Below are 21,975 nucleotides of genomic sequence, written 5' to 3'. Positions count from 1 at the left end.
AAGGCATGGCGAATGATTTCGCCGTGCCTTTTTGGTATGCTGCTTCCTTTGCTTAGGCTCCTACCTCTATTCGAATTGCTCGAAAGGTTCTACAATCCGTACTTCCGAATCAAATAAGTAGGTGTACAGCTCCAAGCATGGCAGTAACTGTTGATCAGATGGCTTCCGTATGGGGAAAATGACAAATCCTCGGGATTATACAGCTCCCAGAACGTATCTGCCCCATGCCCTAACATGCCGCCCCAGTACCGTTTCATTTCCAGAACTGCCCGCTCTGTATTTCCCGCCAAAATCAGTGCTTCAATTAGATGATGCATCATGTACGGCGTATTTGGCAGAATACCTGGCTTTTCATCCAGCATCCGGTTTAGCAGCTCGCTGCTCCGCTCTGGTTCAAGCACTCCGGCAAGCACCATCCATACTTGTGACGCCCACGAGACTTGCCGCTGCTCCCCGCTGACGAAATATTGCTGCTTCTCATCCCATAACTGCTCAATCGCCGCTTCTTCCAATTGGTGAATGCGTTCTGCCAGCTCCTGGCTCTGCCCCGTTTCAAGTTCAGATGCCAATCGTTCCGCCTGCTTCAACGCATAAATCAGAATGCCTTGGCTCGGTGCCTGCTTGTTCAATTCGGAATGCCAATCAATGAAAGACCACCACGAATTAAGATCCTGCACGACTCCTCGTTCGTCCACCGACTCCAGCGCAAGTTCAACTTGGCGGTAAGCCGTCGGCCACAGCTCTTTCAGCGTATTCCGGTCTCCGGTCGCTTCATAGTAATCGTGCAGCGTTGACAGGAAAAAGAGCGAGTAATCGAACAAATACGTATCATCAGGAATTACTTTTGGCTTGATGAACAGGTTGGCGCTTACCATTCCCTTGTCATTCGGATAGGCTGCGAACAAATATAGACATCGCTTGACCAAATCGTTGCTGCCGAAGCTGTAATAGTTAGTCAGTGCCTGCAGACGTAGATCGCCCAGCCAAAGCCGACGATCCCGTTTGGGTCCGTCTTCGAATACTTCCTGCATACAGTCTTCCAGTGTCTTCATCGCTACCCGGTCAAGTGCCACGAGTTCGGGATCGGAGTGCTGCAGCGGCTTGGCCGCCGAAGTATCGGCAGACGTCACGGTTCGCACTATCGCTTTGGTGAAGCTGACCTTGTATTTGACCGACGTGTCGAGTACTTCCAGTTTTACATAACGGAAGCTGTAGCGGCGTTCCATCTCCACTGATGCTGGAAGGATGTCGACATGCAGATGCTCCTCTTGAAGCCAGGACCGGCTGATCCATCCTTCGTATTCCGAGAACGGAACAGCGGTTTCTACCGGCATCTCCGCAAAAATCACTTTCATATACAGAGGAGCATCGGGCGGACTGCCTACAGGCGACACGTCGAATCGAATTGTACCGACCCGGTGATCGCCGAAATCCAGAATAACGCTGTCTCCTTTACCGAGTACGATTCCGCTTAATTCTTCCGCAGAACCGGCGTCTTTCATGCTCCATCCATGAATAGCAGACGGATCTTCGACCGCTTCCACGATTCGATACGGCTCAATATCCTGGTAAAACAGTTCCGGCATCAACGTCTCTGCTTTACGGGCAAACGATTCGTTCACTTGGATCACTTGTTCTTCACTACGCTGAATATTCAAGCTTCCTACCCCTTTTCGTCCATACGCTTAGCACGCATGTGTGGATATTATTCCTCATCAGCCTTTCACAGCACCCACTGTCATCCCGCCCATAAAGTATTTCTGCAGGAACGAGAACGCCACCAGCAGCGGAAGCGCACAGAGCACGCAGGCCGCGAACAGCACGTTCCATTGGGTCGGGTTCTGCTGATCCCCCATAAAGCCGAGCATGGCGAGCGGTAGAGGTGACTGGGAAGCACGCGAGATGAACGTCATGTTGAAGAAATAATCGTTCCAGATCCAGACGCCCTGCGTAATAATAACCGATACGGTTACCGGCAGAATGAGCGGGAATACGACGCTCCAGAACCGGCGCATCAGACTTGCCCCGTCGATATGCGCCGCCTCCTCCACTTCGATCGGTACGCCGCTGCGGATAAAACCGGTATACAGGAATGTCGAGAACGGCAGACTGCAGGTAATGAACATCAGAATCGGCGTGTACTGCGTATTCGGAATATTCAGACCGTTAATCATCTGCACGATCGGAATCAACACCATCTGACCGGGGATAACCAGCCCTGCCAGGAAGAATAAATACAGAAACGAACTCCAGCGGCTTTGGATTCTCGCGATCGGATAGGAAGCCATTGCAGCAATAATAACGACGACAACGACAGAGACTCCAGTTAGAACAATGCTGTTCCATAATGCCGAACCAAAGTGCATCCGTTCGAAAGCGGATTGATAGCTGGCGAGCGAGATTTCACTGAACAGATTCAGCGGATTGCCGTTGTTGGCCGGTGAACGAAGCGAGGCCGACAATACGATCACAAGCGGAATCAGATTCAGGATCATGACGCCGGCAACCAACAGCTGCATCAGCGCTTTGCGCAGCAGCTTAAGACCGCCTGTCCGGGTTTCCGCTCGTCCTGCAGGAGTTGGAGCTGCCGATTTGGAAAAAGCCGCCTGTTTGCTCATGCCGATACCTCCTTTTTGTTCATGGTCAGTACAGCGATAATTGTGATAACAATGATGATGAAGAACGAGATGACACCGAGGGCAGATGCCTTGCCAAACAACTGCTCCGTAAAGGCCATTTTATAAATCGAATATACGAGTGTATTGGTCGAATCGCCCGGTCCTCCGTTAGTCATGATGAACGGGAAGTCGAAAGCCTTCAAACCGTTGATAATGCTGAGCGTAATATTGATCGTAACCGAAGTCGCGAGCAGAGGAAGCGTAACGTTACGGAACAACTTCCATTTGCCGGCACCGTCGATTCTTCCCGCTTCCAGCAGATCGTTCGGTATAGTCTGAAGACCGGCAAGGAAAATGATCATCGTAATGCCGATGTTTTTCCAAATTTCGACGAAAATGATAGAGTACAGAGCGCTCGAGTAGCTGCCCAAGAAGTTTAAATTGTCGATCGGAATGCCTACCATACGCAGCAGCGATGCGATCATGCCGCTGTCCGGCATATAGACGTAACTCCAGATAAAGCCGACTACGATTGCACTGAACAGTGTTGGGATATAAGAGATCGAACGGTAAAATCCTTTACCGCGAATATTCTGATTAAGCAGCAGCGCAAGCCCGAGTCCGATCAGATTGCCTACGACTACACTGACCAGCGTATACATCAAAGTGTTGCCGATCGAATTGCCCAGCGTACTGCCGGAGAACAGTTCTTTGTAATTGGACAGTCCGACGTAATTGAAGCTTTGGGCATAGCCGTTATAATCGGTAATGCTGTATTGAAACAGCTTGAAGATTGGGAAAATCCAGAATACGCAGTAAAATAGCAGCGCAGGAAGTGCGAAGAAATACATCGTTTTTTTCATTACAGTCGAATTCATGGCTCAACCTCCATCTCCATCCAATGAACCGACCGACCCTTGGGGCCGGCCGCTTTCATTAGGTGTTCTCTTTTTTTGTTACGGTTTCCACAGTTCTTTGAATTTTTTGTCCATAGCTTCGGCAACCTGTTCAGGCGTTATACCCTGTCCGCCAATAATGCCGGCAAATTTCGCTTCCATCTCTTCGGCTACACCTGTTGGCCACATTTGGTTCGGGAAGTAGACCGAATTTTTGTCTTTCAGGTATGAATCGTTTACTTCTTTGAACAGCTCGTTATTAAGCGGAACGCCTTCGTACACACTGATCGAATTGTTGGAGTCGACCCAGGCTTTGAACAACTCGGATTCTCCATCAAACATATAATTCATTACTTCTTTAGCCGTATCCAGATTTTCCGATTTGGCATTTAAGGCAAATCCGGCAGCCGTTGCCGCAGAGATATACGTCGGCTTACCCGGATCGTTAGCCGGCAGGGCGAAGAATCCGCGTTCAAATTCGGAAGCACCTTTGCCGGTCAGCGTCGCGTAATCCCATGTACCGTCGAAGATCATGGCTGCCTGACCGTCAACGAACATTTGAGCCGCCTGCGCACTGCCCAGACCTAACGAGTTTTTCACGACATAGCCGTTATCATACAGTTCCTTAAAACGCTCAATTGTCGCTATCCATTTCGGATCGCTCAGCGATTTTTCTCCGGCCTGCAGCTTGGTATCAAAGTCCATTTCATCCGGATAGACCATATTTGCTGCGACCTGATACATGCCGAACTGGATAAACCAAGGATCTTTGTCGGCCAACGTAATGGGTGTAATGCCGGCGTCTTTCAGCTTTTGGGAAGCTTCAAGGAAAGCCGGCCAGTCCTTCGGCAGTTCCGTAATCCCTGCTTGTTCAAATAACGCTTTGTTGTAGTAGACGCCCAGATAATCAAGTCCGCCCGCTACCCCGTAAGGTTTGCCCTCGTACGACATGTCTTCTTTGGCGCCTTCGCTGATTTTGTCCCAAAATTCCAGATCGGACAGGTCCGCCGCATAACCGGCTTTGGCCATATCCAGCACACCGAGCGAGGCGTTTCTCGGGAATACCCAGAAGAAGTCCGGCCCTTGTCCTGAAGCCAACTTGGTTCGAATCGATGTCATGTACTGCTCATCCGGAAGCTTGGACGTCTCAAGTGTTACGTTCGGGAATTTTTCTTTGACCAGCTTGGGCAGGATATCGATTACAAAGTCTTGACCGTCCGGCGCTTTCGTTCCGGATACCATCATGGTCAGCGTTATCGGCTCAGCAGACGCGCCGCCTCCTTCTCCGCCTGCAGCAGAAGTTGCCGACTCTCCTCCGCCTCCGCCGCAAGCGCTCAGCAGAAGCATCATTCCCGCCATCATGAGACCTGTCAGTCTTTTGGTTCCTTTTCTCATTTGATTAAGCCTCCCGTTCTTTTTTCTTTGAACCCCACATATTTCTTGTTTGTTCCTGCTTCTATCTTAATGAACTCGAAGGTATAATAAGTTTGGTATTTTCGGTATACTATTTTTAGAATGCGCTTACAAGGAGGGGTGGTATGGGGTTTTTCAGACTTCGAAATAAATTATTCCTGGTAATGGTAACACTCTCTATTGTCCCTATTATCATCGTTACCTTCTATTCCTATCGAAGTTATACGCAGCTCGTCAACCGACAAACTTCACTCGTCGCTTCAACAACGATCGGCAACGCGGCCGAACGCATCGATGAAGTTCTTGCGAATATTGATCGAATCTCCCTTACAATCCAGCAGCAGTCATCCAGTGCTACCGCTTACAGTACAGTGAGCGACGAACTGAAGCGATTATCATCGACAGACGATCCCTACGAACGTTTCCTGATCCGCAGCAAGCTCAAATTGATTTTTGAAAACATTTTGCTCAGTTACGATTACGTAAACGGCATTTACATTTTTGCTCCCGATGGCAATTCGATCAGTTACGGAGGCACGTCGGATCTCAAATACGGCTATGTACCCATTCATGACGACTGGTATAAGAAGACGCTGGAAAACCGAGGTCAAATGGTCGTTGGAAGCCCTGGCGTCAAACCGTTTATTATTAATGCCAAGCCTTCGATTTCATTTTCCCGAGCACTTTACGATCTCAACACCCAGCAATTTCTCGGTGTATTCATGATCGACTGCAGTACGGAGATTTTCAACGAGCTGAAACCGGAAATTATTCCGGCCATGACCCGGCTGTATCTGATCGATGAGACGAACGCAATTATTTACGACAATACCGAAGACACGGAAGGCGAGTATCTGCCCTCTACTCTGGCTTCGACTTTGGCACAACTTCCCGACAGCGAGACTTCGGATTTTCGGACAGAGACGATGAACGTCATAGACGAGAGTCTTATCGTCGCCCAGACTCTTCCTTCCTATAATTGGCGAATTGTAGCCTCTATCTCCTTGTCGGGCTTGTATGATCAATATGGCATTTCGCAAAAGTTGATCGGGTACATTTCACTTACCTGCGCTCTTATATTTCTTCTACTCTCTATTGCTTTCTCGACTTGGATTACCAATCCGATCAGCCGCCTTGTAACCATCATGCGCAGTAGTCCAAGCCGACTGGGCACAACTGGCATATCAAGCGGCAGACGCGACGAGATCGGGGTGCTGTATGCGGAATACGATAAGATGCTCAAAGACATTGATCTCTTCGTCAAAGAGCGTTATCAGAACCGCATTCTGACGCTTGATGCCCAGATGAAGGCGCTTGAAGCGCAGATCAATTCTCACTTCCTGTTCAACACGCTGGAGTCAATCAACAGCATTGCGGAAATCGAAGAAGTGGAAAGTATTGCTGTCATGACCAAAGCGCTCGGCGACATGTTCAGATACAGCATCCGTACCGACAGCGAACGGGTATACACCCGAGAAGAACTGAAGCATGTTTCCGATTATATGGCGATTCAGCAGATTCGTTACGGGGATAAGATTGGATTTCATACGGAGATCGATCCGGAGGTTATGGATATGAAGATTCTAAAGCTCATTCTGCAGCCGTTGATCGAAAATGCCATATATCATGGCCTTGAAGGCAAAAAAGGCGGCGGGAGCGTGACAATCAGAGGATATATCGACCGGAGTACGCACCTTCTGTATTTCGAAGTCTGCGATAACGGCAAAGGAATGTCGGAAGCCCGGCTTCAGGAGATTCGGACTCTGTTGGAGCAGCCGCCGGAATTCTTGGGAATCGGTCAGCGAACGAGCCAGAGCATCGGAATCAAGAACGTTCACTCCCGAATCGCCTTGTACTATGGAGAAGCATTCGGTCTAACCTTATCCAGTATGGAAAATGAAGGAACATCCATACGTTTGACACTTCCGATCGAGAATGGAGGAAACGAACATGTATAGTTACATAATTGTTGACGACGAAGCCTTGATCCGACAAGGTCTGCGCAAGAAAATAGAGAGCACCGCGACGGAACTTGTCTTTGCCGGCGAAGCGGATAACGGCGAAGACGCACTGGAGTTGATTGAACGCCTCCATCCGCAGTTGATTTTCACGGATATGCGCATGCCGGTCATGGACGGCAAGTCACTTCTCAGGATTCTGCACCGCGACTATCCGGAAAAAAAGATTATCGTCGTCAGCGGGTATTCGGATTTTGAGTATATGCAGGAAGCGATTTCCGCAAAGGTCGTTCACTATCTGCTAAAGCCATTCAGCCGCGAAGAAATCCGAGTCGCTGCCGAGAAAGCCATTCTGGCTATCGATCTGGAACAATCGGCCAAACATAATGCGCTGGCGGATCGTCTGGAGAAACAGCGAATTAGCCTGCAAAACGATCAGCAGTCTGCTTTGAACATCTTATTGGGCATCGAAAGTTCTTCTTTGGCTTCGGCATTCCGTTCTCCTGATTTTCGCATACTGTCTTCAGGGTATGCCGTTCTTCTGCTTTACGGCTCTGCCGGCCTGCCGGCTCCACCAGAACTTCCGTCAGACGACGCTTCTATCTGCCTGCTTCATCCGCAAAGTCACTCGTTGGCGTATATCCTGCTTCCTCTCGGCGAAGAAAACGATTTGATATCGGCAGAAAGCTTTGCAGCGGATTATATGCGGATGCTTCGGCGCAGCGGCGGTGTTCAGATTTATATGGGTATGAGTTCAAGAAAAACCGATTTGAACCTGCTTGGCGAAGCCGGAACGGAAGCTTCCCGAGCGCTGGACTGCCGACAATTACAGGATGATGAAGCTCTGCACTGCTTCAGAAACATTTGGCAGCCTGATTCCATCCCCATGTGGGACAAGCTTCCGGATCTGCTGTTCTTTATCGAATCCGGCAACACTGCCAGAACGATCGAGCTGACACTCGCTTTCTTTGTGCACCTTCGCAGTCTGCCCTCAATCAGTATGGCAGGATTCAAAGCCCAGTGCCGGCATGTTATCGGGGAAGTTAAGCGGTTGATCGGCATATATTATCCGTTTGAGGACAGCCGCGATTCTTCGTCCAGTCTGGAAAACGTGCTCCGCACCTCTTTTTCCGACGAGGAGATTCAAGAATACTTTCTTACCGTACTGTCTTCCTCTTCGGATCTCATGCGCGAAAATACGGATTACTCTTCGAACAATGTGATTGAAAATGTTAAAACGTATTTAAGCAAAAACTACCGTTCCGCCATAACGCTGGAGCGGATTTCCGAACTATTTTTTATCAATCCCAGTTACTTGAGCCATCTGTTCAAAGAAAAGACCGGTGTGAATCTGATCGACTACTTAAACGGTATCCGCCTTGAAGCCGCAGGGCGCCTGCTCGTCCAGAGTGACGACAAAATCTACAAAATCGCAAAGTCAACAGGATTCCCAAATCCCAAATATTTTTTCAGACTGTTCAAAAAAGTAAAAGGAATGACTCCCGAAGAATATCGCAAAAAATATCGCGGGAATTCGGAAAAAACTATTCAGGACGGCGGGAATGTTCTCCAGAACGACTATATTTCGTGAAACGGTTCTGCCTGGCAGCATGCTTCTGTACATCGGAATGGCTCCAGCCAGCTGTGAGGGAGTTGCTCACCGCTGCTTAAACAGTAGAGCGAACTGTCTGGCCATAAACGGCGCTGTATACGGCATATCATTGCGCAGCCAAGCCGATATGGTTCCGATCAGCGCAGCAGACCCGAACCATACGGCAACATCGCTTTGGATATCCGGATTATGCTCTTCGATCTCTTCGATGCCCAATTTGATTTTATCGACGAAGACACTGCGCAGCCGCTCGTGGAATACCGGAATACGTCTTGAACCGAGTACCACTTTGTAAAACTTGGCGTTGGCAGCGATATGTTCAAGCAGCCCGAGCAGCAGCGTTTCCCGATCGCCGGACTTATGCTGTTCAATGGTACGCATCATGACACGATTGACGTTTTCCGCCATCTCATCCGCCATTTTCTCCAGCATATCCTGAATATCCTTGTAGTGCAGGTAAAAGGTTACACGGTTGATCGTCGCGCGTTCGGCAATTCGATTAACCGTAATTTTCTCCACATCCATCTCTTCAAGCAGTTCAATCAAAGCCTCCTTGAGCATTTGACGTGTACGCAGCACCCTCGGATCAATCCGCTTTTTTTCGTTTTCCGCCATAATAACGCTTCCTTTCTTTCTTCGATACTCAACAGTTTTTGTTTATGTGTATATTATTCAAATTTTAAACAACACTTTTCTAACCGACTGCAAACTAATTGACGTTTTTCCGATTATTGTCGCTTGTTCCTTGTCTATTTTTACTTATAATCTTATTTATGTCTTGTTGATTATCCAACACTATGTAAATTAAGTCCAGTTGAAATGGGAAAGGATGAAACATTTTGAGCAGCAGTATACCGGCGCAGGCCGGATCGATCAAAAAAGGCCCCATTATGTTTATTATGATTATCGGAGCTTTCTTGGCCACACTGAACCAAACGATTATGAGTGTCGCTACACCGGAATTGATGAAAGATTTCGATATTACCGCCGCTACCGCCCAATGGCTCACAACGGGATATCTGCTCGTTAACGGCGTACTTATTCCGATCACCGCTTATCTGATGCAGCGTTTTACAACCCGAGAATTGTTCCAGACCGCCATGATCGTATTTCTCGGCGGTACGATTGTCTCGGCCCTGGCCGGGGATTTCCCGATGCTTCTCACCGGGCGTCTGATTCAGGCAGCCGGCGCAGGCATTATTATGCCGCTTCTGATGAATGTCATTCTGTCACTGTTTCCTCCTGAAAAAAGAGGCGGTGCAATGGGACTTGTCGGACTCGCCATTATTTTGCTCCGGCAATTGGACCCACACTGACCGGATATACCCTTGAAAACTACAGCTGGGAAACCATGTTCTATGTGATGATTCCGCTGGCTCTTCTCGTTATTGTACTGGGCTTCATTTTTCTGCGAAATGTCGGCGATCGGGTCATGGTCAAAGTCGATGTTCTCAGCGTAATCTTATCCACGATTGGTTTCGGTGCGCTGCTGTACGGCTTCAGCCGCGCCGGCAGCTTGGGCTGGTCGAGTGCCGAGGTACTTCTTACAATTACAGTCGGCCTTATTTCTCTGATTCTGTTCAGCTGGAAACAGCTGGCATCTAAGGAACCTCTGCTCGACCTGCGTGTATTCAAGTTTAGTATGTTCTCCCTGACGACAGTAATCAGCATCGCGGTCACGATGATTATGTATGCCGATATGATGCTGCTGCCGCTGTATCTGCAAAATGCCCGGAACTACAGCGCGATCGAATCGGGTCTGCTGCTGCTGCCGGGAGCCTTGATCATGGGGCTGTTGATGCCGGTTACCGGCAAGCTGTTTGACCGTTTCGGTGCCAAATGGCTCGCTATACTGGGTATGATCATTACGATCATTACGACACTGGGCTTTATCAATTTGACGGATACGACTGACTACACGTATCTGGTGCTGATGTCGACCGGTCGCCGGATCGGGATGGCCCTTCTGCTGATGCCGATTCAGACCGCAGGTCTCAATCAGCTGCCGCAGCGCCTCAATACACACGGTACTGCGGTCACCAACACGATCCGTCAAGTAGCCGGCGCTATCGGTACTTCACTGCTTGTCACGATCATGACGAATCGCTCTGCTGTACATGCTCAGGAATTGGTTGAGAGCGGTGCCGTTCAGAACCTTGGTCAACAAGGATTAGCCACGCAGGCGATGATCAGCGGCATTAATGACGCTTACTTGGTCATTGTCGGCATCGGCATAATCGGACTGCTGCTGTCATTTTTCATTAAAAAAGTAAAACGTGGCGATAGCGAAGAAAGCATCGTCGTAAACAGCGGTGCGTCCAAGCCGGTGAACAGTTAATAACCGTTAATCAAAAAAGAGAGCAGCCGATTGACGGCTGCTCTCTTTTGTTGTGACGAAATTCGAGGCACTATTGGAGGTATTAATCGTCTCCATCCTCTTCGTGATTTTGATGCTGCTCTTGATTTTCGGCCCCGTCATCTCCATTTTCTTCCGCTCCACCGCATCCGGTTACAGCAAGCAGAAGCATGGATGCCAGCAGCAAACTCCACATTTTTTTCATCTTGATTTTACCCTCCCTCCATATTGGTTGTGCTCTCTACATCTTATTTTGTCTCTGTCTAATGATAATCCTACCTAAAGGCAATCCTACTTCCCATGAACCGATTTTGCAGAGAATTGAATCGCTGTCTCTTCAAAAGTCGGCTTCCTGCTTCTTCTTCGGAATTTTGGGCCGGGTCAACTCAAAGCTGTGGCGTACCAGATCAAAAATATCTTCAGCGTTCAAAACTCCATCCAAAATGACCGTATTCCAGTGTTCCTTGTTCATATGGTAACCCGGACTGATATCCTCATGCAGGTCCCGCAGCACTGCGGCTCTCATCGGATCGCATTTTAAGTTGACACTGGGATGTCCACCCCGTTCATAGATCATCGCAAATATTTTTTTGTTGGCTTGGTGCCGCATTACGGTCCAGCCTTCATCAAAAGGATGATCTTCGTAGACACTTGGATAAGTCAAACAATAATCGATTAATTCCTGTTAGTTCATCGTTCTACCTCTCCTTTGCCTAAAAACGACTTAAAAAAAGCGCCCGCCGAAGCGGACGCTTGAAACCTAATCGTTATTCGAACAAGTCTGTTACAGCGCCTTTTGAAGCGGAGGACACCAGATGCGCATACTTGGCGAGTACACCCGAAGAGACTTTGAGCGGCGGCTGTACCCAAGCCTGTGCACGGGATGCCAGCTCTTCTTCGCTCACTTCCATAGTAACCTCTCGTTTTTCACTGTCGAAGGTTACGAGGTCGCCTGTCTGCAGCAGCGCAATCGGACCACCCACTTGGGCTTCTGGGGAAACGTGCCCTACGACAAAGCCGTGCGAGCCGCCGGAGAAGCGTCCGTCCGTCATCAGCGCCACTTCGCCGCCCAGTCCTCTGCCGACGATCATGGCAGTAACCGACAGCATTTCCGGCATACCTGGCCCGCCTTTTGGTCCGCAGTAGCGGATAACCAATACGTCACCTTTTTGAATTTCGTCCCGCTCGATCGCTGCGGTAGCCTCATCTTCGCTGTTAAACACTTTGGCCGGACCGGTAAAGCGCGTTTTTTTCATCCCCGACATTTTGGCTACCGCTCCGTCCGGAGCCAAATTGCCTTTAAGAACGACCAGCGGGCCGTTAGCCTTCAATGGGTTATCGAATGGACGAATCACTTCCTGGCCCTCCTGCAAAGATGGCATTTCGGCCAGGTTCTCTGCCAAGGTACGTCCAGTTACGGTCATGCAGTCGCCGTGCAGCAGTCCCTGCTCCAGCAGAAGCTTCATCACACCCGGTACGCCGCCAATATCATTCAGATCCTGCATAACGTGTGCACCGCTTGGCTTCAGATCGGCCAAATGCGGAACTTTCAACCGGATACGCTCGAAGTCGTCCAGCGTCAGATCAACGTCGACCGAATGTGCCATAGCGAGCAAGTGCAGGAATGCATTCGTCGAACCGCCGAGAGCCATAACGACCGTAATGGCGTTCTCAAACGCTTCCTTGGTCATGATGTCGCGCGGATAGATTCCTTTTTCCAGCAGGTTGATGACCGCTGCGCCGGCTCTCTCGCACTCTTCCGCTTTATCTGGAGAAATCGCAGGTGTCGATGACGAACCCGGCAGGCTCATGCCCATAGCTTCTGCGGAAGCAGCCATTGTATTGGCCGTGTACATCCCTCCGCATGCACCAGGACCCGGACAAGCATTGCATTCGACTTTGTGCAGCTCTTCCGCGCTCATTCGTCCGTCCTGATACTGACCGACAGCTTCAAATGCAGAGACGATATCAAGTTTTTTGCCATCCAGATGGCCCGGCTGGATGGTTCCCCCGTAGACATAAACGGAAGGCACATTCAGTCTTCCCATCGCCATCAGGCAGGCAGGCGTGTTCTTATCGCATCCGCCAACCGCAACCAAAGCGTCAAAACGCTCCGCTCCCGTAACAATTTCAATGGAATCGGCAATCGCTTCACGGCTCGGCAGGGAGAACAGCATCCCTTCATGCCCCATCGATATGCCGTCCGATACGGTGATCGTATTGAACACGAGCGGGGCACCGCCGCTGTCTTTGACTCCCTTTTTGGCACGGAAAGCCAGGTCGTTAATATGCATATTGCAAGGCGTAACTTCGCTCCATGTGCTTGCCACACCGATCATCGGCTTTTTGAAATCTTCGTCGGTAAAGCCAACTGCACGCAGCATTGCCCGGTTCGGTACACGATTAGCTCCCTCGCTGATTACTTTACTGCGAATTCTCAAGTCTTTTTGGTTTCCGTTAGTCTGATCCATTGTTGTTTGCTCCTATCTTTTGGGAGTATTAAAGCAGACTTTCCAGCTCACGCATCGGACGAATCAAATTTCTCTTCATCGCTTCGTGTGCCTGTGCGGCATTCCTGTTTTGAAAAGCGTCAATCACTTGAAGATGTTCCTCTGCCGAAACCTGTGTCAAAGCGATCGGCTGCTGCAAAAACACGTACTTGTAGCGCCGAATATGAACCTGCAGTGAATCGCTGAAGCTTGCCGTGTACGGGTTATCCGACAATTCCACAATATAATTGTGGAACCGCTCGTCCACCTCCATGGCCAGATAAGGCTGACCGCTGCCGATGGCTTGTTCAAATTCCAAATTCAGATTCTTCAAGCATTCGATTTGCTCCGGAAGAATGACTTCAGCCGCAACTTCCGCAGCGAGCGCATGCAGAGCAGCCAATGTCGAATACATTCTGAAAATGTCTTCCTTCCCAATCATCGTTACTCTTGTTTCCCGACCAGGATAGGTTGCGACAAGGCCTCTCATTTCCAACAACTGCAAAGCTTCCCGAATAGGAGTGCGACTGACACCCAGCGATTCGCTCAATTCCGCTTCAAGCAATTTTTCGCCTGGCTGAAGCGTTCCTTCAATAATCCAGCGCTGAATTTGAGCATATGCTCTTTCTTTAGCCGTAATTCTTACAGGTTTTTCGAAATTTTTTGGAATCGGCAAGGACTCACCTCCTTATTTAACCGATAAACAAATTCTCTACACGCAATATATCGCATACGTATACCAAAATGCAAGCAATATATGATTCTCTACCCTTCATTCCTTCATTTGTTAATGAAAAGGCGCTAACGGGTATGTAATCTTGTGCATAATTGCAGAGTTGTAAGAGCAGGTTATTAAAAGGAATTTTAAGAGGAGGGATCTTATGAGCAAGCTTCACGACTTGTTTGCCAAAGTGCTCCATGAAGTCGACATGACATTGGATGAGACCGAGGATATGAGTCATCCCCTTGTCGTTCTGTTTCGTACGTCGCTGCAGGAGGAAAAGGAAGCGTTGGAACGGCTGCTCCCGATCTTGAAAGGAGACAAGCCCGAGCTACCCGAATTCAAAAAAGACTGCTCGATCGTCTACTTGAACGACGAAATTGTCGAGTCGACGTTTCGGGCTTGGCTGCGTGCAGTTGACTGGATGGATCACGAAGATTCGGAAGAAGCGGCGAAGCTTGAGAATCGTTTCCCGGGCATCAAGGATACTTTGAAAAAAGCAGCAGCCGAAATTGAGAAAACGTATGGCGACGAGTCCAGCAAATATGTAGTGCCTGCGCTCTACCGCCCGCAGACAGGAGGCGTACGATGAGCTGGCAAAATCAACGAATCGATATGAATGTCTACAGTCAGGGCGAGATCGACCGATGGGTGTACAGCACATGCAACCTCTGCTCGATCGGATGCGGCTGCGAGATTGCCGTCAAAGACGAGAAGATCGTCGGCATACGGGGCAACGGCAATCACCCGATCAACCGCGGTCGACTCGGCCCGAAGGGTGAAAATCAATGGCAGGCCAACAACAGCCCGGACCGCCTTCTCTCTCCGCTGATCCGCAGCGAACACGGTGAATTGGTACCTGCTTCATGGGACGAAGCAATGGAGCTTATCGTCTCGAAAATGAAAGAAGCTTTGGCAAACAAAGGACCGAACAGCATCTCCATCTACTCGACCGGTCAGGGCTTCCTCGAAGATTATTACACAATCGCCAAAGTCGGCCGGGCCGGACTCGGCACGCATCTGCTCGACGCGAATACCAGACTGTGCACCGCTACAACCGAATTCTGTCTGCTGCAGTCTTTCGGAGCGGATGGTACACCGGCTTCATACGATGATGTTGACGAAACCGAGACACTGATGCTGTTCGGACACAATGTTGCGGAAACAGGGACGGTGCTGCATGAGCGCATCATGGATCGTAAATCGCGTACTGGCAAGCCTTACATTATTGCTGTCGATCCGCGGAAAACGCTGACCGTGCGCGGCGCCGATCTGCATCTGCAGCTGCGTCCGGGCACTAACGTCCCTCTCTTGAACGGGCTGCTGAACATGGTGCTGCAGAACGGCGCAGCCGATCAAGACTTTATCGCCAAGCATACAATCGGCTTCGAAGAAATGCGTGATGTTCTGGAAGAATGGACGCCGGAGCGTACGTCTGAAGTAACAGGCATTCCAGTCGAAACGCTGAAGGAAGCGGGTCGCGTTCTGTCCGAAACACCTTCGCTCGTCTCGACAACGCTGCAGGGCGCTTTCCAAAGTGCGGACGCGACGGCTGCCTGTGTCGCGATCAACAATATGCACTTAGTGCGCGGACTGATTGGCAAGCCGGGCTGCGGCCCCCTGCATATGGCCGGTCAGCCGAGTTCTTCGGCCAATCGGACAGCGGGCGGCGTCGGTACATACCCGGCCCATCGCAATCCCATGAATCCGCAGCATCTTGAAGAAATGGCGGAGCTGTGGAACGTTGATGTCTCGACACTGCCGGCCGGTCCCGAGAAAGGCATTGAAGAACAGCTCGAGATGATCGAACAGGATCAGATCGATATTTTCTGGAACATCGGCACTAATCCGCTTGTGTCCCTGCCTAATCGCAAGCGGGCGCAAAAAGCGCTGGGGAAAGTATTTGTCATTATGCAGGACCATTTCCTGACGGAAACATCCAAAGTCGCCGACGTTATTCTCCCCGCCGCTATGTGGGGGGAGAAAACCGGTACGATGGAGAATGCCGATCGGACGATTAATCTGCTGCGCAAAGCCGTCGAGCCGCCCGAAGGCGTACGCACCGACTTGGATATCCTCCTCGATTTCGCCAAGCGAATGGACTTCAGAGATAAGGACGGCAATCCGCTGATCTCCTACTCTACGCCCGAGGAGGCCTTTGAAGAATGGAAAGAAATATCGCGCGGACGCCCCTGCGATATGACCGGCATTACGTACAAGAAGCTTGAAGATCATAACGGTCTGCGCTGGCCGGTTACGGATGATCGTCCGGAAGGGACGGTCCGACTGTATGAAGATCTGAAATTCCATACCACGGCCGATTATGCGCAGAGTTATTCAAAAGATCAATTTACAGGCCGTCCGCTTACCCATGACGAATATGCGGACAAGAAAGCCGACGGAAGGGCGATCCTGCATGCTACCCGCTACAATCCGCCGTCCGAGCAGCCCGGCGGCGACTTCCCGATGTGGCTGACGACCGGGCGGCTCGTCTGGCATTGGCATACGCGGACCAAGACAGGACGCTCGCCTTATCTGCAGGCGGCAGCTCCGCACGGCTACGCGGAGCTGCATGAAGACGACGCCCGCGAACACGGCATCGTCGAGGGCGAAGTGATTCGCATTACGTCTCCGCGCGGCTGGATCGAAGTACCGGTGAAGATCGGCGATGCCGTCCAGCGCGGACTGATCTTCGTGCCATTCCATTTCGGCAGTTGGGAAAGCAACCAGGCTGCCAATGAATTGACGGCGGACTTTGTCGATCCGCTCTCCAAACAGCCGACCTTCAAGCAGTCGGCCTGCCGAATCGACAAGCTGCGCAAACAGCATCTGGTAGCCAGCGGCGAAACGGTCGGCTACATCGCCGAACAATACAGCATGAGTGTCGACGACCTGCTGAAAGTCAACAAGATGGAAACGCCTTACGGCATTCAGATCGGCCAACAGCTCGAAGTGCCGATCTCCGTGATGAACGTGCCGGTGCAGCCCTACATGCCGCAGCGGACCGATTTCAAAAAGACTCCGATCGAGGAAAAAGACGAATAGCCATCAATTTAAACCCGAATTTACGGACGCCGTGTTCTTCCAGTGGAAGACGCGGCGTCTTTGCACTGCTTTTCCTTTTCGCGGAAAACAGCTATAAGTAATAAGAGAAATAAAACGGAAGGAGTTCTCCTAATGTCCAAACATGAAAACATGTTGGCGATTCTATGGGCACTGAGTTCGGAGACCCCTATCACGGCCAAGATGCTTGCAGAGCGGCTTGAAGTGAATATCAGGAGCGTCTACCGCTATATCGATGCGCTCTGTGCCAGCGGAGTACCTATTGTGGCGGATTCGGGACACCACGGCGGATATCGGCTGCTGCACCCCTCCACCTTCGCCCAGCCCCCGCTTCTGTTGGACGCGGCAGACAAGTTGTCGCTGCTGCAGGCTGCCGATTTGGCATATGAAGCCGGTTATCCCGCCGTATCGGCCCTGAAGAGAGCAGCGTCCAAACTTAAAACATATACCAATGAAGCACAATCCGATCTGCTGAATCGTCGGCTTCAAGGATCGCAAGTGGTTACCGAACATTCTCCTTCTGTTGCGGAAGCGACATTCGCGGAGTTCGAAACTTCATCGGCAGATCAATATTCGCTCGATATTCAATATCGCAAGCCTAACGCTTTGCAGACATCCGAACGCAGGATCGATCCATACGGATCGGTGTATTGGAACCGCAGATGGTACGTAGTGGCTTACTGCCATTGGCGCAGCGATATCCGGCTGTTCAGAATGGACCGAATTTCGGACATTCGACGCACCGAGCATCTTTTTATACGGCCTCCCGGCTTCTCCGCTCGTCAGTTTCTGTTGGAAAAATTGCTGCCCGAGCCAGTCAACGAGCAGACAGACCTTGTTCTCGTTATCGAAGGCCGTTTTTCCGCGCTGGAGGACTTGTGCCGCCATTGGCTGATGTCCGCCTGCCTGGTCGAACTTTCGGAAAATCAGGCTTATTTTCGGATGGACGAAGATTTCATTCGCAAATATGTACCGTACCTTTTGCTCCCTTACGGAACGTCGATCAAGGCTGTCGAACCCTCATTTCTCAAAGAAGAACTTCAAGAGATATTGAGCAAGCTCCTTCTATTTTACAATGATTGATCTTGACTGACCGAATCTGTCAGTGAAGCCCTCTTATACTGAAATTGTACCTTGTACGGCATCAATGACCGGCCAAGCGATGGAGGAGGAAGAACACAAATGACAACAAACAAGCAAGTATGGGTATGGCTCACAGATGGCTTTGCGGATTGGGAAGCCAGTTATGCAATCGCGGAATTGAACAAACCGGAGACGGGATACGTTGTGCGGACAATTGCGGCGAACAGCCTGCCCAAGAAATCAATGGGCGGTATGCAGGTGCTGCCCGATCTTTCCGCAGCGGAAGAAGATTCGGCGAATATCGAAAATTCAGACTTGGCCATGCTTATCCTGCCTGGCGGGACAAGTTGGCTGGATCACAATCATGATGAGGCTGCCGACCTGGTTCGGCGCTGCTTAAAATCCGGAATCCCCGTTGCAGCCATCTGCGACGCTACAACTTTTCTCGGACGGATCGGCGTCTTGGATCACTACGACCATACCGGAAACTCTCTGGAATACCTCAAAAGCAAAGCGTCCGAGTATCAGGGTGAATCCCGCTATATCGTAGCGCAGTCCGTCAGCCATGAACTGCTGATTACCGCTAATGGAACCGCTCCATTGGAATTCGCCCGATTGATCCTCCTTAAGCTGGGTATGTTGGATGCTGCCGAACTAGACGAATGGTACAACCTTTTCAAAAATGGTTATTACCCGGACGCCCCTCAAGTTATCCGCTGAACCTTTCAGTCGTTCAATCATTCAATCTTTCAATCTTTCAGTTGCTCAGTCGTTCAGTCATTCAAAAGGAATCAACTTACCGAATAGGCGCAGCCGCAGCCTGCATAAACAAAAAAACTTTCCTTCCCCTGCTGTCAGGAGAAGGAAAGTTTTTTATGTTTCAACGAATCATTGTCTCCAATTGGTCCAGCCCAATCTCAAACGACGGCTTAAACGCCTCGGACTGCGCGTAATTCAGCACGCTGTACAGGAACTGCCGACCATCCGGCGATTCGGCGGCTTTGGCTGCGTCTACCGTGCAGACGAGCAGACTGCCGCCGCCTGACCGGCATTCAAACAGCAGCCCAAGCTTATGATTCCGCTCGAAATTGTCGATCGTCTGCACAATCGGCTCCCACTCGGACGGCGTACCGTCAAGAATGACCGACCGCGAATTCATGACGACGTTCCACCAAGCATACGTCGAATGCGTTTCGCTTGGGAATTCGCGAAGAGCCGGATGTTCATTACGAATCAGAAGCCCGTGCGTACCGACCGGGATTTTCCGTTCCATACTTTCCGAGATCGAACGGAACATCGGGAAGCACCAGAAATCGGCGGCATAAGTTCCTTCGATCGAATTTTGCAGAGCAGACAGATTTGGCATCAGCACGACTCTGCCGCCTTGCGCAAGTATAGTCTTCGCTTCGTCCGTCAATGTCTCGAACAAGTGTACACCGCTGAAATCGACCTGTACATCTGCCGGATAGATCCACAGCTCGTAATTTTTATATACGTCCGTTCCGCTCAAACGCAGCTTCAAGTCCATCTTCTGCATCGAAGAAATGTTCGGCATCTTCAACTCGATCCCGCCAAGCTCGAACAGATCCCCGCTTGCCGTGATCTCAGCCGCAATATTCCCTTCGCCGATCGTCTTTTCGCCCGAAGACAATGTCCAATCCACTTCTACCATTCCCGGTGCTTCCGGTCGGAACCAGCTCAGTTCGATCGCCGCACGGAACGTATCTCCTCCTGCTAGGTTATAGGATGGAAATCTCGCCAGCAGTACCGCTTCATCGCAGAACGAACGCCAATCTTGTTCCGTAATCAGCCCCTTGGAGTCCATAAATGCGTCGAGCGCGCCGACCAATGCCGTACCCTGACCGCTGAAATCCTGCAGATCAAGCAGCTGGAATCCTGCGAGTTTGCGCGAACGCAGCGCCGCTTCCAGCTCTTCCTTGTAACATTCCATCGCCAGCCTGCCGGAGTTTTCGAAGTAGGCGCTCGCCAGATGTCCCAGCCCTTTTTTCTCCAGTCGCTCTCGGAAGATCTTAAAGTTTTCTGCCTTCAGCGGTCCGGTGTATTTGTCAATCTCGTCAAAATTCGGATACGTCGCGTACTGTCCGATCTCATGCGAGACAACCGGAAGCGGCGACACCCAATCTCCGCCCTCGCCTTCCGCTTCGACCGTTTTCATTTCCGTGCCGTACTGAATCTGGATCGACTTCGTTCCGCCCTCTCCCCCGTCTGCGACTTGAAGACGCGAAGGCGAAATCGCCTCGTCGTAGTCTGTCAGCGTGCCCGGAGGATCAACCTGTACATGGCCCTGCGGTGCATCGCACATGGCATACGAACCGCGGAACCGCCGCTCGCGCGAGAACCGCACACCGCAGAAGAAATCGTCGTGCTCCAGCAGTTCTGGCACCCATTGATGATTGTTCGAACCCTGAGTATACAGAGGACGTCCGTCAAATTCCTTGTATTCTTTCAAAATGGAGTTGATCTTCGGACGACTGCCCCACAGTTCATTGCCGAGTGAGAACATAACAAATGACGGATGATTACCGAAAGCTTTGAGAATCTCGTAACCTTCTTGAATCAGATAATCCTGTTCCTCCTGGTCGTGATTCTCTTCTCCCGGCTCCGTAACTGTGCCCCAGAACGGAAGCTCCGGCTCCATGTAAATGCCCAGCAGGTCGGCGGCGACAAACGCGGCTTCCGGCGGGCAGGCTGTATGGAATCGATAATGGTTCATACCGTACGATTTGGAAATGTTCAACACGCGTACCCATTCTTCGACCGATGTCGGCGCATAGCCAGTCAGCGGAAAGATCAAGCCATCGTGCTTGCCGCGCAGGAAAGTCCGATGACCGTTAATTTCGAATTTGTCTCCGGCCGGCTTGAACTCGCGCAGCCCGAATACGCTTTCGGTCACATCAATCTCCTGACCCCTTTCGTCCAACAACTCCAACTTGAGGCAGTACAATTCCGGCGTCCATTCGCTCCACAAACGAGCTTCTGCACCAAGCGGGTAGACGATATCGATTGATTCCGTCTCAGCTGCGGAACCCTTCAATTGAAATTCCGCCGTCTCAGGCTTATGCACACGTTGTCCGTTGAAGCTCTCTGCTGATATACGCAGATGTGTCGCTGTCTCACCTATAAGCTTCGCTGTGATTCGAACGCTGCGCTCCAGCACATTCGGATACGTCCTCAGCTGTTCCAAACGTGCTTCTCCATAAAACTGCAGTTCTATAGCTCCGGTAATGCCGTTCCAGTTCGTCTGTGTATCCGGAGAAGTCATGTGTCCGCCCTTGGTCGGATAATCCGTATTGTCGACGCGGATCGTTAAAGTCATGGAACCCTCAGACAGTTTGCCTGTCAGTTCATAAATATGCGGTGCATTCAGACTGTTTCGGCTGCCCAGCTCTTCGCCGTTCAACCAGACCGTCGTGACGCGTGTACGCTCCAAATACAGGAAAACCGTGCGGTTTATCAGTTCTGCAGAAATCTCGATTTCTTTTTCGAACCAGGCATAACCTTCAAACTTGTATGCGTCCGTTAACGAACCGGCCAGCTTTTCTTCATTTCGCCGCCCTTTTTGCGCATGCGAGGTCGTTCCAGGCAGTTCTATCGTATCGTCGAACGTTTGCGGTCGGCCTTTTTTGTCTGCATCCATACTCAGTTTCCATATGCCGGACAGATCCATTTTGCTCAACAACATTGATCACTCCTACTCTAGTCTCTCGTACAACTATAACGTTTTCGTAAATGCGCGGCAATCGTC

The 21,975-nt window shown here is 50.6% G+C and carries 16 protein-coding genes and 1 pseudogene; 7 read left to right on the top strand and 10 right to left on the bottom strand.

Translation table 11 applies throughout. The features are described from left to right. Positions 1 to 89: 89 nt before the first annotated feature. The 4 genes from F456_RS0106820 to F456_RS0106805 all read right to left on the bottom strand — a co-directional run bounded on the left by F456_RS0106820 (position 90) and on the right by F456_RS0106805 (position 4,909). Positions 90 to 1,658, bottom strand: a complete 1,569-nt coding sequence (locus F456_RS0106820) for an alpha-L-rhamnosidase-related protein (RefSeq protein ID WP_018976259.1) — start codon at positions 1,656 to 1,658, stop codon at positions 90 to 92. A 57-nt stretch (positions 1,659 to 1,715) separates the two neighbouring features. Then, positions 1,716 to 2,618 (bottom strand): carbohydrate ABC transporter permease, encoded by a 903-nt coding sequence (locus F456_RS0106815; protein ID WP_018976258.1) that lies wholly within the window; start codon positions 2,616 to 2,618, stop codon positions 1,716 to 1,718. After that, positions 2,615 to 3,496 (bottom strand): carbohydrate ABC transporter permease, encoded by an 882-nt coding sequence (locus F456_RS0106810; protein WP_018976257.1) that lies wholly within the window; start codon positions 3,494 to 3,496, stop codon positions 2,615 to 2,617. Before F456_RS0106810 ends, F456_RS0106815 begins: the two co-directional genes overlap by 4 nt. Positions 3,497 to 3,574: 78 nt before the next feature. Continuing rightward, on the bottom strand, positions 3,575 to 4,909 hold the full coding sequence (locus F456_RS0106805) for an ABC transporter substrate-binding protein (protein ID WP_018976256.1): 1,335 nt from the start codon (positions 4,907 to 4,909) through the stop codon (positions 3,575 to 3,577). A 143-nt stretch (positions 4,910 to 5,052) separates the two neighbouring features. Here F456_RS0106805 and F456_RS0106800 point away from each other — a divergent pair, with 143 nt between their 5' ends. Together F456_RS0106800 and F456_RS0106795 are read left to right on the top strand one after the other, a co-directional pair. Further along, the gene (locus tag F456_RS0106800; protein ID WP_018976255.1) at positions 5,053 to 6,885 is read left to right on the top strand and encodes a sensor histidine kinase; all 1,833 of its coding nucleotides are present in this window, start codon (positions 5,053 to 5,055) and stop codon (positions 6,883 to 6,885) included. After that, positions 6,878 to 8,476 carry a response regulator transcription factor gene (locus F456_RS0106795; protein ID WP_018976254.1) on the top strand — a complete coding sequence of 533 codons (1,599 nt, stop codon included), beginning with the start codon at positions 6,878 to 6,880 and terminating at the stop codon, positions 8,474 to 8,476. Before F456_RS0106800 ends, F456_RS0106795 begins: the two co-directional genes overlap by 8 nt. 66 nt (positions 8,477 to 8,542) lie before the next feature. On the opposite strand, the gene F456_RS0106790 is transcribed toward F456_RS0106795, so the two are convergent. After that, on the bottom strand, positions 8,543 to 9,112 hold the full coding sequence (locus F456_RS0106790) for a TetR/AcrR family transcriptional regulator (RefSeq protein ID WP_018976253.1): 570 nt from the start codon (positions 9,110 to 9,112) through the stop codon (positions 8,543 to 8,545). A 275-nt stretch (positions 9,113 to 9,387) separates the two neighbouring features. Here F456_RS0106790 and F456_RS21965 point away from each other — a divergent pair. After that, positions 9,388 to 10,835: pseudogene (locus F456_RS21965) on the top strand (DHA2 family efflux MFS transporter permease subunit). Positions 10,836 to 10,917: 82 nt separating this feature from the next. On the opposite strand, the gene F456_RS24260 reads toward F456_RS21965, so the two are convergent. The 4 genes from F456_RS24260 to F456_RS0106765 form a co-directional block, all read right to left on the bottom strand. Beyond that, on the bottom strand, positions 10,918 to 11,058 hold the full coding sequence (locus F456_RS24260; RefSeq protein WP_018976252.1) for a hypothetical protein: 141 nt from the start codon (positions 11,056 to 11,058) through the stop codon (positions 10,918 to 10,920). A 132-nt stretch (positions 11,059 to 11,190) separates the two neighbouring features. After that, complete coding sequence (locus F456_RS0106775) at positions 11,191 to 11,517, bottom strand: MmcQ/YjbR family DNA-binding protein (protein ID WP_018976251.1); 327 nt, start codon at positions 11,515 to 11,517, stop codon at positions 11,191 to 11,193. 103 nt (positions 11,518 to 11,620) lie between these two features. Further along, positions 11,621 to 13,324: a dihydroxy-acid dehydratase gene (gene ilvD / locus F456_RS0106770; protein WP_018976250.1), complete on the bottom strand. Its 1,704-nt coding sequence runs from the start codon at positions 13,322 to 13,324 to the stop codon at positions 11,621 to 11,623. Positions 13,325 to 13,352: 28 nt separating this feature from the next. Next, complete coding sequence (locus F456_RS0106765; RefSeq protein ID WP_018976249.1) at positions 13,353 to 14,018, bottom strand: GntR family transcriptional regulator; 666 nt, start codon at positions 14,016 to 14,018, stop codon at positions 13,353 to 13,355. 205 nt (positions 14,019 to 14,223) lie between these two features. Here F456_RS0106765 and F456_RS0106760 point away from each other — a divergent pair, with 205 nt between their 5' ends. The 4 genes from F456_RS0106760 (at position 14,224) to F456_RS0106745 (ending at position 18,929) form a co-directional block, all read left to right on the top strand. Then, a complete protein-coding gene (locus F456_RS0106760; protein ID WP_018976248.1) occupies positions 14,224 to 14,655 on the top strand; it encodes a hypothetical protein in 432 nt (143 codons plus the stop codon). Continuing rightward, positions 14,652 to 17,108, top strand: a complete 2,457-nt coding sequence (locus F456_RS0106755; protein WP_018976247.1) for a molybdopterin-dependent oxidoreductase — start codon at positions 14,652 to 14,654, stop codon at positions 17,106 to 17,108. The genes F456_RS0106760 and F456_RS0106755 overlap by 4 nt, the downstream gene beginning before the upstream one ends. A gap of 132 nt (positions 17,109 to 17,240) precedes the next feature. Then, complete coding sequence (locus F456_RS0106750; RefSeq protein WP_018976246.1) at positions 17,241 to 18,209, top strand: helix-turn-helix transcriptional regulator; 969 nt, start codon at positions 17,241 to 17,243, stop codon at positions 18,207 to 18,209. 99 nt (positions 18,210 to 18,308) lie between these two features. Next, complete coding sequence (locus F456_RS0106745; RefSeq protein WP_018976245.1) at positions 18,309 to 18,929, top strand: type 1 glutamine amidotransferase family protein; 621 nt, start codon at positions 18,309 to 18,311, stop codon at positions 18,927 to 18,929. A gap of 160 nt (positions 18,930 to 19,089) precedes the next feature. On the opposite strand, the gene F456_RS0106740 is transcribed toward F456_RS0106745, so the two are convergent. Then, positions 19,090 to 21,912: a glycoside hydrolase family 2 TIM barrel-domain containing protein gene (locus tag F456_RS0106740; protein ID WP_018976244.1), complete on the bottom strand. Its 2,823-nt coding sequence runs from the start codon at positions 21,910 to 21,912 to the stop codon at positions 19,090 to 19,092. Positions 21,913 to 21,975 lie beyond the last annotated feature (63 nt).

The sequence above is a fragment of the Saccharibacillus kuerlensis DSM 22868 genome (genome assembly GCF_000378145.1).
GTDB lineage: Bacteria > Bacillota > Bacilli > Paenibacillales > Paenibacillaceae > Saccharibacillus > Saccharibacillus kuerlensis.
The sequence above is the reverse complement of the archived record's forward strand: the minus strand, read 5'-3'. Positions and strand labels throughout refer to the sequence as shown.

Bases quoted from the DNA above. Each gene is read 5' to 3' on its own strand.
- F456_RS0106815 (WP_018976258.1), bottom strand. From the start codon at position 2,618: ATGAGCAAACAGGCGGCTTTTTCCAAATCGGCAGCTCCAACTCCTGCA.
- F456_RS0106810 (WP_018976257.1), bottom strand. From the start codon at position 3,496: ATGAATTCGACTGTAATGAAAAAAACGATGTATTTCTTCGCACTTCCT.
- F456_RS0106805 (WP_018976256.1), bottom strand. From the start codon at position 4,909: ATGAGAAAAGGAACCAAAAGACTGACAGGTCTCATGATGGCGGGAATG.
- F456_RS0106800 (WP_018976255.1), top strand. From the start codon at position 5,053: ATGGGGTTTTTCAGACTTCGAAATAAATTATTCCTGGTAATGGTAACA.
- F456_RS0106795 (WP_018976254.1), top strand. From the start codon at position 6,878: ATGTATAGTTACATAATTGTTGACGACGAAGCCTTGATCCGACAAGGT.
- F456_RS0106790 (WP_018976253.1), bottom strand. From the start codon at position 9,112: ATGGCGGAAAACGAAAAAAAGCGGATTGATCCGAGGGTGCTGCGTACA.
- F456_RS24260 (WP_018976252.1), bottom strand. From the start codon at position 11,058: ATGAAAAAAATGTGGAGTTTGCTGCTGGCATCCATGCTTCTGCTTGCT.
- ilvD (WP_018976250.1), bottom strand. From the start codon at position 13,324: ATGGATCAGACTAACGGAAACCAAAAAGACTTGAGAATTCGCAGTAAA.
- F456_RS0106760 (WP_018976248.1), top strand. From the start codon at position 14,224: ATGAGCAAGCTTCACGACTTGTTTGCCAAAGTGCTCCATGAAGTCGAC.
- F456_RS0106755 (WP_018976247.1), top strand. From the start codon at position 14,652: ATGAGCTGGCAAAATCAACGAATCGATATGAATGTCTACAGTCAGGGC.
- F456_RS0106750 (WP_018976246.1), top strand. From the start codon at position 17,241: ATGTCCAAACATGAAAACATGTTGGCGATTCTATGGGCACTGAGTTCG.
- F456_RS0106745 (WP_018976245.1), top strand. From the start codon at position 18,309: ATGACAACAAACAAGCAAGTATGGGTATGGCTCACAGATGGCTTTGCG.
- F456_RS0106740 (WP_018976244.1), bottom strand. From the start codon at position 21,912: ATGTTGTTGAGCAAAATGGATCTGTCCGGCATATGGAAACTGAGTATG.